Below are 18,452 nucleotides of genomic sequence, written 5' to 3' on the forward strand. Positions count from 1 at the left end.
TCAAATATAAATTTTAATAAATATCCACAAACGCTTTATAGCGAGTTTGCAGAAACAAGGAACGAAATAATAAATTTAAGCCGTAAAATAAGGTCCAGCTCGAATAGGCGTGTTCCTAAAAAAAGGAACGCTAAAAAAGTGCGGTTCAATTTTATGAAGAATTTTAGTAATAACGACAGAATGGTTTGGTTGAAGTTTTTGATTTTGAACTTGCTTAACCAATATTGCAATACCAGCAGTATAAGATACTGTCTGACGCTGTTCATTAGATAAATTATTATGATTTACTGACTGATTTTCTAAGCTTGATACGGTAGGCAACGCAAAAATCGCAATTAAACTTAAGAATAATTGCGGCCAAAAATGCGGCTTAGTTTTTGTATGTATCATCGTCTAAATCTAAAATCTTTTATAAGTGAGACAAAAGTTATAACTATTGTAACGGAAATTAGTTACAATGTCATAACTATTATAATGTTGTACTTTTAAGAGATATTGGGTTAAAACAAAAGAAAACAAGCCTATGCGTTACAGTAAACCTAAAAATATTAATCAAATTATAGAAAAAACAACCTTTTCGCAAATTATCAAGAAAAGTGCTTTTATAAATGAGCTAAATGAAAAAATTCAATTCCTTTTCCCTAAAGAATTTAAAGGATATTATCGTGTGCTAGAGATAGAGCAACATAATATTCTTTTTGAAGTCGCCAATGCAATGGTGCGACAGGCCTTTTTATTTAATCAAAAAAAACTACTTGAATTGATAAATAAAGAATATCCTGAAATTAAAGAAATTAAATTTAGTATTAATCCTGAATTAAATTCTTTTTAAAAATACAATTTCTTAATATACAAAATAATTAAAAGCACGATATTTTCTTAGTAACAATTTACCAATTATCTAATTAAAAACCTTACGCGCCTATCATTGCTACATTAAGTCATAGTTTTAATACAAGATTATTAAAAACAAAAAAGCACTTTAAAAAATTAAAGTGCTAATAGTTTTAAGATCTAAAATAATTATCCATTCAATTCTGATAACATATTTTCTCTCACTGAATCAAAGTTAATCTCTTTTAATAATTTTCCATTTTCAAAAATAGTTTCTAATACATCATCAGAGAAATCATCTTTTGTTGATAATCCATCAATATAGTGATCAAGAGAAAGAACTTTTACCCGACCTTTTTGAGATTTTTTTAAACCATCATCAGTTTTAGGATTTTTAAAAATCGCCTTTTCTTCATTGTTGATAATAATTGAGGTTGCTTTAACGGCAAAACCTAAAGTATCTCGAGTATGATTTTGATAAGTTAATGACCCAACGCCAAAAACAAGATTACTTGATGCAAATCCTTTTTCCGTTAAGCCCTCTAAAATCCTTGTCATTTTTTCATAATTAACACCATCGCCATAAATAGCACCAATATGGCAATCAAGAACTTTATACCCTTTACGATTAACTGTACCACCAAAAGTATCCCACAAACATTCAATTAAACCTTTTTGTTCATGTTCAGTTTTAGCGTCCTTATCACCGCAAATAATCTTATAGCTATCGCCACTATCAGGACGAATAATGATTTTTGCGTGATCTGGACGAGCCATAATCTCATCTCTTAAAATAGGTAAATTAACCGTTATGTTATGCCAGAAATCCGTAGTATCTGAAACGATAGACAACATAGAATTTGGGTATTTTTTCATTAAATAACGAAAAGTCGGTAACTCATCAATACCGTGAGCACTCATCACAGAATGTTCTGTTGCTGGAATTGACGTGCCAATTAAATTTTTAGAACCATAATAGCCTTCAATAAAAGAAATAGCAGGTATCGTATCCGTACCTAAAAAAGCAGTTAAATGCCCAGCACCTGATGTTTCCGCTGTTTCTAAAGAACTCATACCTCGCATTGAAAAATCATGGGCTTGAAAAGGTATATGCTCTTGATTATCACAAGTTTTTTCTGCAAAACTCATTAATGTCTTACGATAAACTCTCGCAACACTTGCTGATACAATAGGTTGCCATAAAGACATATTAATCAAGGTTTCTAAGTAATTAGTCAACCAAAAGAAGTCATTATGCGTATTTTCAATAGTCAGCATAGGAACTTTAATTGCTACCGATTTTCCCTCAGGAATAGTTTTAATTTTAATCGGTAAATAACCCAATTTATGCAGTTCCGCAATATGTTTCCCACCATCTTCCGTACCTAATGTACGCTTAATGAACGCTGAATATTCCTGTAAAACTTCATCTAAAGGGCGAGAAAAGAAATTTTGATTAAAATAATGTATAAGGTATTTTTTGATAAATGCTTGAAAACCAAAAGATACCGCTCTATCCAAGTGTGGAGCACGTTTGTTACTACGTGGTGTAAACGTACTATAAATAACTTGCGAACCTTCTGGATATTGCTCACGGTGTGATACTTTATAAAAATCACACATTAAGGTAGGAATGGCTGTAGAATGTTGTAAATTAAACATTAATATAAAATCTCAATTAGACTAAATTCAACAGAATTATAACAAAACACAATATAAAAGTAATGTATATTTTACTTTATTATCTCAAATAAAATTACAATCTAATTATTTTGTAGCATTAACGCTCTTAAATTTCTTTAAGGCTTAAAAATAGCAATTAATTCATTCACTTTGACACGCTTAATAGAGGATTGACTGATGAATCTTTGCACTCGGATACGTTTGATTTTAGCACCTTGATAAATAGTTCTTGTAAAATGAGTATCATGATTAGATATGATAACTGGAACTTGTTTCTCAAGTACAACCTGTTTCGCTAATTCAGCCAAACGTTGTTGGTGTATTAAACCAAATTCATTTCCAGCATAGCCAGTAAAATTCGTATCTTGCAAAAGAGGTGCATAAGGCGGATCACAATAAATAACAGTATCTTTATCTGCTAATTTAAAGGCTTCTTGAAAATCTGCACAAATAAATACCGCACTTTTTGCTTTTTGAGAAAAGTAACGTAGTTCTTTTTCTGGAAAATAATGGGTCTTATAACGCCCAAAAGGAACGTTAAATTCACATTTGGAATTGTAGCGACATAATCCATTAAATCCAAAACGATTTAAATATAGGAAAAAAATAGAGCGTTGAAAATTATCTTTTGTCTCATTAAATTGCTGGCGAATTTGATAATAAAATATCGGTGTATTTGCTTGAGGATGAAAAAAGATCTTTTTGCTTTCTTGAATATAATATTCCACATCTTGTTTTACAATATTAAACAAATTAATGAGATCAGGATTAATATCAAGCAAAATATAGCGTTCAAACTGACTATTTAGAAAAACTGAACCCGCTCCTACAAATGGCTCAATAAGGCATTTTTTTCTTTTTGGTAAAACTTTATTAATTTCTTCTGTTAAACGATACTTTCCACCCGCCCATTTCAAGAATGGGCGAGATTTCAAAGAAGATAGATTCACATTTGTAGTATCTGACATTCAAATTAATCAAATTGAGAACAGTGATTAATTGCATCTATCACTAATTGACGATCAGTATTATCTGCAATATATGCTTGACCTAAAGATTGTAACAAAACAAGGCGTAACTTGCCTGCCAATACTTTTTTATCTCGCATCATATGCGGTAAATAATCATCAGGTGTCATTCCATCAGGTGATACCGTTGGTAGATTAGCCTTTGCCAATAATCGCTCTAATCGAGCAACATCATTAAAACTTAAATGCCCAAGTTTTTCAGACAAAACCGCTGCCATCATCATACCTACGGCAATCGCCTCGCCGTGTAACCATTGCCCATAGCCTAAATGAGCTTCAATAGCATGACCAAATGTATGACCTAAATTAAGTAATGCTCTATCGCCTTTTTCTGTTTCATCACGATTGACAACATCTGCTTTGATTTGACAACAATGACCAATACAATGCTGTAATGTCTGCAAATCTAAAGCAACTAAATCATCAATATGTGTTTCCAACCATTCAAAAAATGAATGGTCTAAAATGGCCCCATATTTGATAACTTCCGCAAGTCCAGCATTTACTTCTCTTTTCGGTAATGTCTTTAACGTAAGAGTATCAACCACAACGGTTGTTGGCTGATAAAAAGCACCAATCATATTTTTACCTAATTCATGATTTACCGCTGTTTTTCCACCAACAGAGGAATCTACTTGAGATAACAAAGTAGTAGGTACTTGGATAAAACGCACACCTCGCTGATAACTTGCGGCAGCATAGCCAGCCACATCGCCTATCACACCACCACCTAATGCTACAATAGTCGTATCTCTACCATGATTAGATTTTAAAAGTGCGGTAAAAATAAGATTTAATGATTCTAGGGTTTTATATTGCTCACCATCAGGTAATAATACGTACTCAACTTGGCAACCAATTTTGACAAAAGTATCCGTTAATAACTTGAGATAATACTCTGCGACAGTAGAATTAGTCACGATCATCACTTTATCCAATTTTTTCAATGGAAAAACGCTCGGATCAGACAATAATCCTTCACCAATATAAATAGGATAACTACGTTCTTTTAATTCTACTTTTACACAATACATTTTGTATCCCTACTTAAATAGTACTTAATTATTAAAATTATCGATCAAGTCTGCTATTTGTGTCGCCATTACTTTAGCACTTTGCTCATCTGTTGATAGCACAATATCCGCAATCTCTTCATAAAGTGGATTACGTACCTTTGCAAGATCTTCCAAAACCTGACGAACATCATCAACACCTTGTAATAAAGGACGTTTTTTATCACGTTGCGTACGTTGATATTGCTTTTCAACGGTTGTTTCTAAATAAATAACAATACCACGAGCGGATAAATAATTACGGTTATCTTTTGATACAACAGCACCACCGCCAGTAGAGAGTACTATCCCTTGACCTTGGGTTAATTCATTAATAATACGCTCTTCACGCTTACGAAATCCTTCTTCTCCCTCTACATCAAAAATCCAGCTTATATCAGCACCTGATCGTCTTTCAATTTCAGCATCTGAATCAATAAATTCCATACCTAAAATTTGAGCTAACTGACGACCAATAGTACTTTTACCAGCCCCCATAGGTCCCACTAAAAATATATTACGTTTCTCTGCCATTAGTTTTTTTCTTCATTAAAAATTTAAAATTTGATCCATAAAAGAACAAACAACCACAGTTCGAACATAACGTGGTTGTAAAGATCACCCAAAAATAAATCTAATTATCGCAATAAACTGTATTCCTTTTCAACCTCAAAGACTAATTAATTTTTATATTTATAACAAAATAATGAATATAAATGATATCTATAACGAATTATCACTATTTTTTCAAAATATTAGATACTTTCTGAACAATTTGCCCTTGTTTAATTAACGTATTTTTCTTTACAATTCTTGGTGTTACAAAAATGACCAACTCTCTTTTTTGATGTTGTTCATTTTGTTTACTAAAAAGATGCTCAATCACTAGAATATCACCAAGTACAGGAACCTTATCTTTTCCTTTTGTTATCGTATCGTGAAATACCCCACCTAATACAATAGTTTCACCGTTTTCCGCTAAAACTTGTGTATTAATTTCCTGCTTATCAATAGAAACCACTTCACCTAATCCATAAGTAATACTATTACCTGGTGCATTCTGGCTAATAACAAGATCAAGTAATATAGTATTATTTTTAGAAATATGTGGCGTAACATCTAAACCTAATACCGCTTCCCTAAACTCAATTGATTGTGAACCACTTTTTTCATTCACAGAAACATAGGGTAACTCCGTTCCTTGCTTAATACTCGCACTTTGTTTATTGGTCGTAATTAATCTTGGACTAGCAATAATTTCAACAGCATTTTCCTGCTCAAGTGCAGTAAGTTCTAAATCAAGTAAACGCCCATTAATTTTAGCAATTTGTAAGGCTAGAGCGCCTGCTGGATTAGTTGTGGTAGCAAAATTAATATTTAATTGATCCTTTAAATTTGTAATCCCAGTAGATTCTAAACGTCCTGTGATAGCATGGTTATTTGCTGATGAATCCAAAATCCCCCATCTGACCCCAAGTTCTCTTAAACTTTGATCTGTCATCGTTACGATTCTTGCTTCAATAGCAACTTGCTGAATAGGTTGATCCAAATCTTCTACTAATTTTTTAAACTGCTTTATTGATTGCTTACTATCTTTTATCAATAATGTATTTGTTCTATCATCAAAACTAATACTTCCTTCAGAGGACAATAACGAACCAGTTCCCGTTGTCAGCGACTTTATCACTTCCGATGCTTTTGCATAATGTAACTTAACACTAGATTGAATAAGTTCTGGTTCAGAAAGTATTATACTCTTCCCCAAGCTCTCTTGAGTTGGGCGCAAAGGTTCATAAATTTTCTCAGTCAAATAATAAATATTATCTTCTTTCAATAACTCTAAGCGTTTACTTTTTGCAACTGATCTTAAAAACTTATCCAAATTTGTTTTTTGTAATTGTAATGAAAGACTACCAGATAAATTATCATCAATAATAAGATTAATATTCTGTTGTAACGCAAGCTGTTGCAGTGTTGCAACCATTGGAGCCTGTTTTAATCGAATTGAAAACTGATTATCCGCCCATAATAAATTGGATAAACTACCAAACAATACACTATATTTTATGATAAATATGATCTTTTTTTGCATAGCCTATCCTACAATTTAACAATCAATAATTCTTTGTTACCACATTCATCACCTTTCCAGATCTGCAACTGGATTTCACTTAATGTGATACTGTCTAAAACAAACAGCTCTTTACCGATAGTTTCACCTACTCTTACATTAAAAATATCTTGCGATTCAGAAATAAATAATGCTTCTAAATAATCTGTATATTGAATAACCCCAATAAGATTAAGATCGTTAAAATTCACTGTTTTTGCAATATTCCTTTTAATTTTTGAGCAATTTATATTAATTTTTTCATTATCAACATCAATCGTACTATGAGCAGTAATTGATAATGATCGCTGATTCTTATCAAATGGATCTGCAGCCAAAGTCATATCAACGAAAATTAATAAATACAACATAAAATAAATACGCAACATAATTATTCTTCCTTTAAATTCAAAAGTAGTAATATATCGACTTTAATAGAAAAATCTTCATCATCATTTTTTACTTTCAAAATACTTAAATCACCTAATTGTAGCTGTGGAAACTCCTTTAAAAGAGCGGTCAAAAATAAATGTAAATTATTAAAATAACCTTGCAAGCTTAAACTTAATACAGGTGATTCGTGCATTTCCCACTGAGAAAATATTAATCTCATATGAGAACTTGTTATCCTATTAATATATTGATTAATTGGTACTAATGCTCGGCCAATTTCAGGCGTTAATAATTTTGATGTATTCTTTTTTCGTAAAGTAGCAGTAATTTTCTTCTGGTGTTCCAATTGCTGTGAATATTGTTGAAGATCATCAACTAATAAAAGTTGTTTTTTATGTAAAGAAAAATAATTAAATCCACAAAATATTAAAATAATGAACAATAAAAAAATAAGAGAAATCCATTGTTTTTTAGGTGATAGATTAATCATTTTAAATATCAAAGGGTGAGATAAAAACAATAATGATGGATTTTTTTTCATAGTTTGTCCTTTAACAATAAATTTAATTCAAAAGACAACTGCTCATTATTGACTGAAAAATATGCTAACCTAATATGTTTAATGGCTTTTTGTTTTTCCAAGAAATCATTAAGTAAATCAAATTCTTGTTGTGAATTGGTATACCCTTTTAAATTCAAACTACTTGAATTCAAGTGTAATTCTTGAAGCTCACCCTGTTGAAAAGGAAGATTATTAAGCATTGTAAATAAAGCATTAAATATAGAATGGTGAATAGATGATAACTCCATTTTTTGTTGTGTATTTTTGCGATAATAATCAGTATCTTTTTTAGCCTGATTAATCAATATTATTAATTTTTCTATTTTTTGCTTACTTTGAAAAATAGCCGTGTTTTTCTGATTATAAAATACTGAACTAAACCAAGTAATCATAATGCAAACTAACAAGATAATAACCAACCTTAATATAAAAAAGAGTAATTTTCTTTTTTGTAAAGCTTCTCGCCAAGGCAATAAATTAATACTCATTCACTCCCCCCTTATTTACTATTTTATCCTTTGCCCATAGTGCATTACCTAAAGGGATAAAAGGTAAAGGAGTTTCTACTATAAACCAATTTTCAGGATAGCTATCTTCTTGATTAATATCATCTTGAAAAAGAAAAACTTGAGTAGGTAATAGCTCATATTGCTGACAAAATTCAGATACAAGTGCGGTTATTTTTTGAGAAATTTTTTCTAAAATAATGAGTTGTTGTGCTGTTTCAGCAATAACAATAACACTTTGACTATCTTGATAAACAAATATACTTTTTTCTAAGCATTCATTACTAAAAATATCAGGGGGAATCAAATATGTAAAAGCACGTTTAATGGCATAAATTTTATTATCTAACACTGTGATTTTTATTGGTTGAAATTGATTAACATAACTTTTTACCTTTTCTTGTTGAATTGCAAAAAGATCCATTCTAATACTCTGAACAAAAAATTTTTCATTAATATCAAACCATATATCTTCAAGAGCAACGGGTAACTCACTTTCAAGTAAAAATAATGCTTGTTGCAATCGTTCTTGTTTTTCTATGTAATTAGGAAACACAATACTTTTCTGCCAAATATAATGCGGGGAAATAGAAGCAACCCATTGATATTGATTAAAATTATTCATCCTTCCAAACGTATTTTCCAAAACAGATAAAAGTTCATTTTTTCCTTCCATTTTAATACTAAAAAATTCAGGCGTTTTATCCTCTTTAAAATAACAAAAAGTAAAAATATTATTTTTTATAGAAACACCGACTTGTCTTAAAAAATATGATTTTTTTATTCTCTCAAACATTGCCTTTACCTTTTATTTACAATGAAAATATTATTTTTAGCTTTTTATTTTCGATATGAATCTTTATACTTACATCATCAGTATTCTTATTTTTTTATCTATTTCATTACACAAGAGAGCGTTTTTCGATGCGGATCGCAAAATTAATATTTAGCACCCTATTAACCTTAACGATAATTGGCTGTTTCGTTGCGGGATTTTTCTATGTTCAAATAAAAAAGGATCTACCTGATGTAGATACCTTAAAAACAATTGAATTACAACAACCGATGCAAATTTATACTGCTGATGGTAAGCTAATTGGTGAAGTTGGTGAACAACGACGTATTCCAGTTAAACTATCGGAAATTCCTGAAAAACTCATTCAAGCGATCATTGCTACTGAAGATAGTCGTTTTTATGATCATCATGGATTAGATCCTATTGGTATTGCCCGAGCAATTTCTGTTGCAATTAATAACGGCGGAGCTTCTCAAGGTGCAAGTACCATTACCCAGCAATTAGCGAGGAACTTTTTCTTAACACCAGAAAAAAAACTAATTCGAAAAATAAAAGAAGCTATTCTTGCTATTGAAATTGAAAACACATTAACTAAAGATGAGATACTTGAACTTTATCTTAACAAAATTTATTTAGGTTACCGTGCCTATGGTGTAGCAGCTGCTGCAAAAACTTATTTTGGTAAACAGATTGATCAACTAACTTTATCTGAAATTGCCGTAATTGCAGGTTTACCTAAAGCACCTTCTACGATGAATCCATTATATTCCTTAAAACGTGCAACAGGTCGTCGTAATGTCGTACTTGGACGAATGCTAGAGATGAAATACATTAGTAAAGAGGAATATGATGCAACAATAAAAGAACCTATTATTGCAAGTTATCATGGTGCTCAATTAGATTTTAGAGCAGACTATATAACCGAAATGGTTCGTCAAGAAATGGTTAAACGTTTTGGTGAAGAAAAAGCTTATACTAGTGGCTATCAAGTCTATACGACCATCTTGTCTAAAGACCAAGAAATAGCCCAAAAATCCGTTCGTGATAACATTATTGCTTATGATATGCGACATGGCTATCGAGGTGCTGACATATTATGGAAAGCAAATGAAAAACCACTTGATGAAGAATCAATAATTGATAAATTAAAACAATTACCTAATGCTTATCCTCTTATTCCTGCTGCGGTCATATCTGTTGATAAAAATGCTACGAATATATTACTAAATAACAATGAAACAATAGTATTAACTGATAAAGCAACACGCTGGGCTGGGAAAAAGCAACCTAAAGTGGGCGAACAAATTTGGGTAAGACAAAAAGATGACGGAGAATGGATATTAGCTCAAATACCTGTCGTCAACTCAGCTCTCGTTTCATTAAATAGCGATAATGGCGCTATTCAAGCATTAGTTGGCGGCTTTAGCTTTGAACAAAGTAAATTTAACCGTGCGATACAATCACTCGTGCAAGTTGGTTCATCAATCAAACCCTTTATTTATGCTGCAGCACTAGAAAAAGGACTTACCTTATCAAGTATTCTCCAAGATTCGCCAATTGTCATTAAAAAGCAAGGGCAAAAAACTTGGTCTCCCAAAAACTCACCAAATCGTTATGATGGTCCGACTCGTTTAAGAGTAGGCTTAGGTCAATCAAAAAATATGGTGGCAATTCGAGCAATTCAAATGGCTGGAGTTGATTTCACCGCAGACTTTTTACAACGCTTTGGCTTTGATCGAGAACAATACTATGCTAGCGAAGCATTAGCACTTGGTGCGGCTTCATTTACACCACTAGAAATGGCAAGAGCTTATGCGGTATTAGATAATGGTGGTTTTTTAATTGAACCTTACTTGATTGATAAAATCCAAGATAGCTATGGAAAAGACTTATTTATAGCCAATCCAAAATTAGCTTGTGTAACTTGTGATGATATTCCTGTTATCTATGGTGAAACCGAAAAACTTGACGGATTTAAAAATATCGATTTAATTATTGAAAATCCAGAAAATAATATCATAAATGAGACCAGCAATAATGAATCCGAAGATTATATTGACGACCCTGAATTAGATAGTCAAAATAGTAAACTTGATGAGAATAAAATAGACATCATGGCAGACGCCAAAACATTTGATTCTGAAACTCAATATGCTCCACGAGTAATTAGTGGTGAGCTAGCATTTTTAATTCGAAGTGCATTGCACACAGCAATTTATGGTGAGCAAGGAACTAGTTGGGTTGGTACTAGCTGGCGTATGGCTAAACAAATCAAACGTAATGATATTGGCGGTAAAACAGGTACCACAAATAAAAATAAAGTAGCCTGGTATGCTGGTTTTGGTGCTAATTTAACTACTGCTGTTTATATCGGTTTTGATGATAATAAACTTAACTTAGGAAGAGGAGAGGCAGGAGCTACAGCGGCAATGCCTGCTTGGACTAATTATATGAAAGCTATATTAGCTGAATTACCAGAAAGAAAATTACCTCAGCCTAAAAATATTATTGAAAAACAAATTGATTTTTCATCAGGATTATTAGCCTCCTCTGGCGGAAAAACAGAATATTTTATAAAAGGCACTGAGCCTAGAAAAACTTTTGTACCACAAGATCAAGGTTTTTATGTTCCTAATGAATTACAAAAAAATAACTCCCTTCCAGGAAAGAGTAATCCTAGTGAACGTCAAGAATTATTCTAATTTTTAAAAATATATAATTGTTTAATTATAAGGTGCGTGCATAAACACACCTTTTTCTTTACAATGTCTTTAATATGAATTTAAAAAAGGTTTTTTATGCTTAGCTACCGCCATAGTTTCCATGCAGGCAATCATGCCGATGTATTAAAACATATTGTTTTAATGCTTATTATCGAAAATTTACAACAAAAAGAAAAAGGGTTTTATTACCTTGATACTCACGCTGGTGTTGGACGCTATCGCTTATCTAGTGATGAATCAACAAAAACTGCTGAATTTAAAGAAGGTATTGGGCGTTTATGGAATCAAGAAGATTTACCTGAAGAGATTGCTCACTATATATCATTAATTAAATTATTAAATTCTGGGGCTAAAGATCTTAATTACTATGCTGGTTCTCCACTTATTGCAGCGGAATTACTACGCCCACAAGATCGTGCTTTATTAACAGAATTGCACCCAACAGACTTCCCTATTTTAAGAAATAATTTTAGAAAATTTAGAAATGTGGACACTAAGCGTGAAAATGGATTTCAACAACTAAAAGCCACCTTGCCTCCCAAAGAACGCCGAGGCTTAGTCTTAATCGATCCACCTTATGAATTAAAGGAAGATTACGAATTAGTCGTTCAAGCAATTGAAGAAGGTTATAAACGTTTTGCTACAGGGATTTATGCTATTTGGTATCCAGTAGTGCTACGCCAACATACAAAACGTATGATAAAAGGCCTAGAAAATACAGGTATTCGTAAAATTCTACAAATTGAATTGGCTATTCGTCCTGATTCAGACCAACGAGGTATGACGGCAAGTGGTATGATCGTAATTAATCCACCTTGGACATTAGAAGCACAAATGAAAAAAATCTTACCTTATTTGACCCGCACTTTAGTTCCTGAAGGCACTGGAAGCTGGTCAATAAATTGGATCACGCCTGAATAAATGAATAGTTAGGAATAACCAATTAAATCAATTTTCTTATATATTTTGATTTATCATTGAAATAAATGCAGAATAACAGCAATCTTAAAATTTATAATAAGGACTACATTATGACAAAACATTATGATTATTTAGCTATCGGTGGTGGTAGCGGTGGCATTGCCTCGATTAACCGAGCAGCAACTTATGGTAAAAAATGTGCCATTATCGAAGCAAAACATTTAGGCGGTACTTGTGTAAATGTTGGTTGTGTACCGAAAAAAGCAATGTGGTATGGCGCACAAGTAGCTGAAGCGGTTCATCATTACGCAGCAGATTACGGTTTTGATCTATCAGTAAACAAATTTGATTTTGAAAAGCTAATTGAAAATCGTCAAGCCTATATTAGCCGTATTCATACTTCTTACAACAATGTATTAGCGAAAAACAATATTGATGTGATTAATGGTTTTGCTAAATTTGTAAATAAAAATACGGTTGAAGTCAACGGTGAGCAAATTACCGCCGATCATATTCTTATTGCAACTGGTGGTCGCCCAACACGTCCAAATATTAAAGGGGCAGAATATGGTATTGATTCTAATGGTTTTTTTGAATTAAAAGCATTACCTAAACGCGTTGCTATTGTTGGTGCTGGCTATATTGCCGTTGAAATTGCAGGAGTAATGAATAGTTTTGGTGTTGAAACCCATTTATTTGTTAGACAACACGCACCATTACGCAATTTCGACCCAATGATTGTTGAAACATTATTAGAAGTGTTTAAACAAGATGGCATTAATTTACATACCAAAGCCCTACCTGAAGAAGTAATTAAAAATGCTGATGGTTCATTAACTTTAAAATTACAAGATGGCAGAACACAAGATGTTGATACATTAATTTGGGCGATTGGTCGTGAACCAGCAACCGATGTGATCAATTTAGAAGTAACTGGTGTTGCAACCAATGAACGTGGCTTTATCAAAGTGGATAAATACCAAAATACCAATGTGGACGGTATTTATGCAGTTGGCGATATTATCGAAGGTGGTATAGAACTTACTCCAGTTGCAGTTGCAGCAGGTCGCCGTTTATCAGAACGTTTATTTAATAATAAACCAGAAGAACACTTAGATTACAATCTAGTACCAACAGTAGTATTCAGCCACCCACCAATTGGCACAATTGGCTTAACAGAACAAAAAGCTATTGAGCAATATGGTGAAGAAAATATCAAAGTATATAAATCTTCATTTACACCGATGTATAGTGCTATCACCAGCTATCGTCAACCTTGTCGAATGAAATTAATTTGTGCAGGCAAAGAAGAAAAAGTGGTTGGATTACACGGTATTGGTTTTGGTGTTGATGAAATGATTCAAGGATTTGCGGTAGCAATCAAAATGGGCGCGACAAAAGCTGATTTTGATAATACAGTAGCAATCCACCCAACCGGCTCAGAAGAATTTGTAACAATGCGTTAAGCGTTAAATTCGATCAAAACAAAATAAGCAGATATTTTTATATCTGCTTATTTTTTTTATTAAAACTTATAAAATATTGACCGCACTTTTAGTTTATTTAGTTAATAAATCTAAAGCTTCTTGATATTTATCTACGGTTTTTTGAATAATATCAGCTGGAACTGCTGGTGCTGGTGGCTCTTTATTCCAACCACTATTTTCTAGCCAATCACGAATAAATTGTTTATCAAATGACGGAGGATTAATCCCCTCTTGATAAGTTTCCGCTAACCAAAAACGGCTTGAGTCTGGCGTAAGCACTTCGTCCATTAAGGTTAATGTGCCATTTTCATCTAAACCAAATTCAAATTTTGTATCACAAATAATAATGCCTTTTGTTAATGCATATTCTGCAGCAGCGGTATAAAGTGCGATAGCTTTTTCTTTAACTTGTGCAGCTAAATCTGCACCAATTAATTTTTCACATTCAGCATAACTAATATTAATATCGTGGTTACCCACTTCTTCTTTGCTTGATGGTGTAAAAATCGGCTCTGGTAATTTACTCGCTTCCACTAACCCTTTTGGTAATTCTAAACCACAAATAGTGCCTGTTTTTTTATAATCTTTTAAACCACTACCCGTTAAATAACCACGCACAATCGACTCAATTTTAATTGGTGTTAAACGCTTACATACCACCGCTCTATTTTTTACTAAATCCGCTTCTTCTTTTGGTAACACATCATATACCGCATCGCCCGTAAAATGATTTGGCATAATATGTGCCAATTTGTTAAACCAAAAATTAGAAATCTGCGTTAAAATTTCCCCTTTGCGAGGAATAGGATCATCTAAGATCACATCAAATGCAGATAAACGATCGGTTGCCACCATTAGCATACGTTTATCATCAATTTCGTATAAATCACGAACCTTACCTGAATAAATTTTTTTTAAACTAAGTTGTGTCATTATATTGCACCTTTTCTTGATATGAAAATTACAGGATATTGTACCGCACTTTTTAGTATTTTTAAGCAAACGATTGCTATTTTTTAATAAAAAATATTGCTAGGGAAAGAAATAAAAGATTGAGAATACCCCTAAGATAAGCGACAATATAGCCCATTTTGATTAATTAACCATATAAAAAATAACATAATGTCTTTAAACGATTACCCACAACAAGTTAGTAAACGTCGCACCTTTGCGATTATCTCTCACCCAGATGCTGGTAAAACCACAATCACAGAAAAAGTATTGCTTTACGGACAAGCAATTCAAAAAGCCGGTTCAGTAAAAGGGAAAGGTTCAGCACAGCACGCTAAATCAGACTGGATGGAAATGGAAAAAGAACGTGGTATTTCCATTACAACTTCTGTAATGCAATTCCCTTATAATGATTGCCTAGTGAACCTATTAGATACCCCAGGACACGAAGACTTCTCCGAAGATACTTATCGTACCTTAACAGCGGTAGATAGTTGCTTAATGGTAATTGATAGTGCTAAAGGGGTTGAAGATCGTACCATTAAATTAATGGAAGTAACTCGCTTGCGTGATACCCCAATTCTTACTTTTATGAATAAATTAGACCGTGATATTCGTGATCCAATGGAATTATTAGATGAAGTAGAAAGCGTACTTCAAATCCATTGTGCTCCTATTACTTGGCCGATTGGTTGCGGTAAATTATTTAAAGGGGTTTATCATTTATACAAAGACGAAACCTACTTATATAAAACAGGGCAAGGACATACAATTCAAGAAGTAAATGTGATTAAAGGCTTAGATAATCCTGAATTGGATAAGGCAGTAGGTGAAGACCTTGCTCAACAATTACGAGATGAATTAGAACTCGTGCAAGGTGCTTCCAATGAATTTGAGCTTGATGCTTTTTTAAGTGGCGATTTAACGCCTGTGTTCTTTGGGACAGCACTTGGTAATTTTGGTGTAGATCATTTCCTTGATGGATTAACTCAATGGGCACCAACACCACAAGCTCGTCAAGCAGATAATCGCTTAGTGGAAAGTGCGGAAGAAAAATTAACAGGTTTTGTATTTAAAATTCAAGCAAATATGGATCCAAAACACCGAGATCGTGTTGCCTTTATGCGTGTCGTTTCAGGAAAATATGAAAAAGGAATGAAACTCCGCCACGTTCGTTTAGGCAAAGATGTAGTGATTGCCGATGCCCTCACCTTTATGGCGGGAGATCGTAGCCACGCAGAAGAAGCCTATGCAGGCGATATTATCGGGCTACACAATCACGGTACAATCCAAATCGGCGATACTTTCACACAAGGGGAAGATTTAAAATTCACAGGCATACCGAACTTTGCCCCGGAATTATTCCGCCGTATTCGCCTAAAAGATCCACTCAAACAAAAACAATTACTCAAAGGCTTAGTACAACTTTCAGAAGAAGGTGCAGTACAAGTTTTCCGTCCATTAATCAATAATGATTTAATTGTGGGAGCGGTAGGGGTATTACAGTTTGATGTGGTCGTCGCTCGCTTAAAAACTGAATATAACGTAGAAGCTATTTATGAAAACGTCAATGTATCCACCGCTCGCTGGGTAGAATCCGCAGATGTGAAAAAATTTGAAGAATTTAAACGCAAAAATGAACAACATCTCGCACTAGACGGTGGCGATAATCTTACCTATATCGCACCAACAATGGTAAATCTCAACCTAGCTCAAGAACGTTATCCAGAGGTGACTTTCTTTAAAACAAGGGAACATTAAAAAGCAAGCCCCTATTATTTTGGGGCTAAGCAATTTTCTTGATAGATTTAATTAATAAGGGGAATTATTATGATTAATATAAAAGAAAAAATTGAGATTATTAAGCCTATCATAAAAAAGAAAATCAAGGATATTACAAATTATATAACAGAAAAAACTAAAACGTTGAAAGAAAATAGACCTCTTGCGGTTATATATTCAGCAATAGCATCGTTCATCATAATGGTATTAATTCTCATATTTGTTACATTTTGCTTAGGAGAAGTAAAAAAGTTAAATGGTTTTTGGACTCTTATAACATTAATTATATCTTCTCCTATTGCTTTTACTATTTGGCACTTCCGTGATCAAAATGCTATACAACAAATTGAAAATGCCCGTAAAGATACCAATTTAAAAGAATTTCAAAAACTTGCTGAATGGGTTAGTGGTGCTCATTTAATCGAAGATAAAATCATTGAAAAATCTATTAATCAAAACGATGATATAGAAACAATTCGAGAATATACCAATGTACCACAAAATCTATCCATTCCAACATACAGTAAAAAAGACGGTGCTGTTGGACTACAAATCTCTGCGGTTTATAACTTACTACCTTTTTATCGTGGTGAACATGGCGAAAGTTTTAAAAAACCTGCTTTAAATTTATTAACCTCGGCTTGGTTATCTTTGCAACAAAAAGAATTAGAGAACTTAGAAAAATTAGGGAAAGGAAATTTAGTAGATAAGATTGGTAACTATAAGAAAATAATATCTAAAATACAACAAAATGCAAAATCTCCATTAGGAATTGCTATTACAAGAGTATTACTTTCTCTAAATCAAAAACAAGAATTATGTTTATTGGAACATAAAGAGGTTTTCCCTAATTTAGTGCTTGCTGGTATGGATTTTCATTTATCAGGGTTAGATGAAAAAGTATTAAATTTATTTCAAACTAGAGCTGATTATTCAGGTATAAATTTAATAGGTGCTAATCTTCAAGGGGCAAATCTTCAAGGGGCAAATCTTCAAGGGGCAAATCTTCAAGGAGCTAAACTTCAAGGGGCTAAACTTCAAGGGGCTAAACTTCAACAAGCTAGCCTTCAAGGGGCTGAACTTCAAGGGGCTGAACTTCAAGGGGCTGAACTTCAAGGGGCTGAACTTCAAGGGGCAGACCTTCAAATGGCTGAACTTCAAGGGGCTGAACTTCGATGGGCTAAACTTCAAGGGGCTAAACTTCAACAAGCTAGCCTTCAAGGGGCTAAACTTCAAGGGGCAGACCTTCAAATGGCTAAACTCCAACAAGCTAGCCTTAAAAAGGCTGAACTTCGATGGGCTGAACTTCAAGGAGCAGACCTTCAAGGGGCAGACCTTCAAGAGGCTGACCTACAAGAAGCTTACCTTATAGAGATAGACCTTCAATGGGCTAAGCTTCAAAGGGCTGACTTTCAAGGGGCTAACCTCCAAGAAGCTAAATTTCACAATTCCAATTTAGAAGGGACTAATTTTACTAATGCTGAACATCTAGAAACTGTTGATTTTACTGGAGCACAAAATCTTGATAAGGCTATTGGTTTACCACCAGAAATTGTTGAGAAATTTAAACAAAAAACAGAAAATTAAACAAAAAATAAGCCTAGAATATTCTAGGCTTTTTCTA

Annotated in this window: 17 protein-coding genes; 6 read left to right on the plus strand and 11 right to left on the minus strand. The window is 33.1% G+C overall.

What is annotated here, in order from left to right:
• Window positions 1-75 precede the first annotated feature (75 nt).
• A complete protein-coding gene (gene secM / locus EV697_RS05380) occupies window positions 76-390 on the minus strand; it encodes a secA translation cis-regulator SecM (protein ID WP_132023443.1) in 315 nt (104 codons plus the stop codon).
• Window positions 391-523: 133 nt separating this feature from the next.
• Between secM and EV697_RS05385 the strand changes: the two genes are divergently transcribed.
• The gene (locus EV697_RS05385; protein WP_132023445.1) at window positions 524-832 is read left to right on the plus strand and encodes a DciA family protein; all 309 of its coding nucleotides are present in this window, start codon (window positions 524-526) and stop codon (window positions 830-832) included.
• Window positions 833-1,023: 191 nt separating this feature from the next.
• Here EV697_RS05385 and EV697_RS05390 read toward each other — a convergent pair whose 3' ends face one another.
• From EV697_RS05390 to EV697_RS05430, 9 genes are all read right to left on the minus strand, one after another.
• A complete protein-coding gene (locus tag EV697_RS05390; protein WP_132023447.1) occupies window positions 1,024-2,496 on the minus strand; it encodes a nicotinate phosphoribosyltransferase in 1,473 nt (490 codons plus the stop codon).
• 137 nt (window positions 2,497-2,633) lie between these two features.
• Window positions 2,634-3,485, minus strand: a complete 852-nt coding sequence (locus EV697_RS05395) for a Dam family site-specific DNA-(adenine-N6)-methyltransferase (protein WP_132023449.1) — start codon at window positions 3,483-3,485, stop codon at window positions 2,634-2,636.
• A 5-nt stretch (window positions 3,486-3,490) separates the two neighbouring features.
• Complete coding sequence (gene aroB, locus EV697_RS05400; protein WP_132023451.1) at window positions 3,491-4,579, minus strand: 3-dehydroquinate synthase; 1,089 nt, start codon at window positions 4,577-4,579, stop codon at window positions 3,491-3,493.
• 24 nt (window positions 4,580-4,603) lie between these two features.
• Complete coding sequence (aroK, locus tag EV697_RS05405) at window positions 4,604-5,131, minus strand: shikimate kinase AroK (protein ID WP_132023453.1); 528 nt, start codon at window positions 5,129-5,131, stop codon at window positions 4,604-4,606.
• 205 nt (window positions 5,132-5,336) lie between these two features.
• A complete protein-coding gene (locus EV697_RS05410; RefSeq protein ID WP_132023455.1) occupies window positions 5,337-6,689 on the minus strand; it encodes a type IV pilus secretin PilQ in 1,353 nt (450 codons plus the stop codon).
• An 8-nt stretch (window positions 6,690-6,697) separates the two neighbouring features.
• On the minus strand, window positions 6,698-7,096 hold the full coding sequence (locus EV697_RS05415; RefSeq protein ID WP_132023457.1) for a hypothetical protein: 399 nt from the start codon (window positions 7,094-7,096) through the stop codon (window positions 6,698-6,700).
• A 2-nt stretch (window positions 7,097-7,098) separates the two neighbouring features.
• The gene (locus tag EV697_RS05420) at window positions 7,099-7,641 is read right to left on the minus strand and encodes a hypothetical protein (protein ID WP_132023459.1); all 543 of its coding nucleotides are present in this window, start codon (window positions 7,639-7,641) and stop codon (window positions 7,099-7,101) included.
• The gene (locus EV697_RS05425) at window positions 7,638-8,150 is read right to left on the minus strand and encodes a PilN domain-containing protein (protein ID WP_132023461.1); all 513 of its coding nucleotides are present in this window, start codon (window positions 8,148-8,150) and stop codon (window positions 7,638-7,640) included. The genes EV697_RS05420 and EV697_RS05425 overlap by 4 nt, the downstream gene beginning before the upstream one ends.
• Window positions 8,140-8,964, minus strand: coding sequence for a hypothetical protein (locus tag EV697_RS05430; RefSeq protein ID WP_132023463.1), 825 nt, complete (start codon window positions 8,962-8,964; stop codon window positions 8,140-8,142). The genes EV697_RS05425 and EV697_RS05430 overlap by 11 nt, the downstream gene beginning before the upstream one ends.
• A 128-nt stretch (window positions 8,965-9,092) precedes the next feature.
• Between EV697_RS05430 and EV697_RS05435 the strand changes: the two genes are divergently transcribed.
• The 3 genes from EV697_RS05435 to gorA all read left to right on the plus strand — a co-directional run bounded on the left by EV697_RS05435 (window position 9,093) and on the right by gorA (window position 14,074).
• On the plus strand, window positions 9,093-11,666 hold the full coding sequence (locus EV697_RS05435) for a penicillin-binding protein 1A (RefSeq protein WP_132023465.1): 2,574 nt from the start codon (window positions 9,093-9,095) through the stop codon (window positions 11,664-11,666).
• 96 nt (window positions 11,667-11,762) lie between these two features.
• Window positions 11,763-12,608: a 23S rRNA (adenine(2030)-N(6))-methyltransferase RlmJ gene (locus EV697_RS05440; protein ID WP_132023467.1), complete on the plus strand. Its 846-nt coding sequence runs from the start codon at window positions 11,763-11,765 to the stop codon at window positions 12,606-12,608.
• A gap of 110 nt (window positions 12,609-12,718) precedes the next feature.
• Window positions 12,719-14,074 carry a glutathione-disulfide reductase gene (gene gorA, locus EV697_RS05445; protein ID WP_132023469.1) on the plus strand — a complete coding sequence of 452 codons (1,356 nt, stop codon included), beginning with the start codon at window positions 12,719-12,721 and terminating at the stop codon, window positions 14,072-14,074.
• A 93-nt stretch (window positions 14,075-14,167) separates the two neighbouring features.
• Here gorA and EV697_RS05450 read toward each other — a convergent pair whose 3' ends face one another.
• Entirely contained in the window at window positions 14,168-15,028 is an 861-nt protein-coding gene (locus EV697_RS05450; RefSeq protein ID WP_132023471.1) for a phosphoribosylaminoimidazolesuccinocarboxamide synthase, read from the minus strand.
• 189 nt (window positions 15,029-15,217) lie between these two features.
• Between EV697_RS05450 and prfC the strand changes: the two genes are divergently transcribed.
• Window positions 15,218-16,807, plus strand: a complete 1,590-nt coding sequence (gene prfC, locus EV697_RS05455; protein ID WP_132023473.1) for a peptide chain release factor 3 — start codon at window positions 15,218-15,220, stop codon at window positions 16,805-16,807.
• A 69-nt stretch (window positions 16,808-16,876) separates the two neighbouring features.
• The gene (locus EV697_RS05460) at window positions 16,877-18,415 is read left to right on the plus strand and encodes a pentapeptide repeat-containing protein (protein ID WP_132023475.1); all 1,539 of its coding nucleotides are present in this window, start codon (window positions 16,877-16,879) and stop codon (window positions 18,413-18,415) included.
• Window positions 18,416-18,452 lie beyond the last annotated feature (37 nt).

Source organism: Bisgaardia hudsonensis (assembly GCF_004345785.1).
In the GTDB taxonomy this organism is placed as follows: Bacteria; Pseudomonadota; Gammaproteobacteria; order Enterobacterales; family Pasteurellaceae; genus Bisgaardia; species Bisgaardia hudsonensis.